This window comes from Mesorhizobium sp. PL10 (genome assembly GCF_053714315.1).
On the sequence record NZ_JBSKBR010000230.1, the window covers coordinates 1 to 308 of the forward strand.

At 51.0% G+C, this 308-nt stretch carries 1 pseudogene; it reads right to left on the reverse strand.

What is annotated here, in order from left to right:
- Positions 1-245 (reverse strand): annotated as a pseudogene (locus ACWGTO_RS33980) (glycosyltransferase); the annotation flags it as partial.
- Positions 246-308 lie beyond the last annotated feature (63 nt).

Consider the following 308-nt stretch of genomic DNA (forward strand, 5'->3'; position numbering starts at 1 on the left):
CCGAAACCCTCCTCTTTTGAAAGCTGAAAAACCGCAAAAGCGCGAGCTTGAAGTCTGCTGATGATCTCAGCGTTTTTTTGGTGATCTTTCATAGACACGCAGACAAATCGGATGTGTTGGCGGACTTTCCGGGGCAAACGCGCAGCATGAGCCTCGCACTCCGAAAGATATTCAGCCGCCTCGGGATCATCCGACACACCTGCAGGATCGGGACCAGCAATAACCAAACTAGTTCCGTCGGCCACTGAGGGTTCGTTCTCAACAAACCGTCGAAAAGCCTCTAATATGCGATCGATACCCTTTAACCT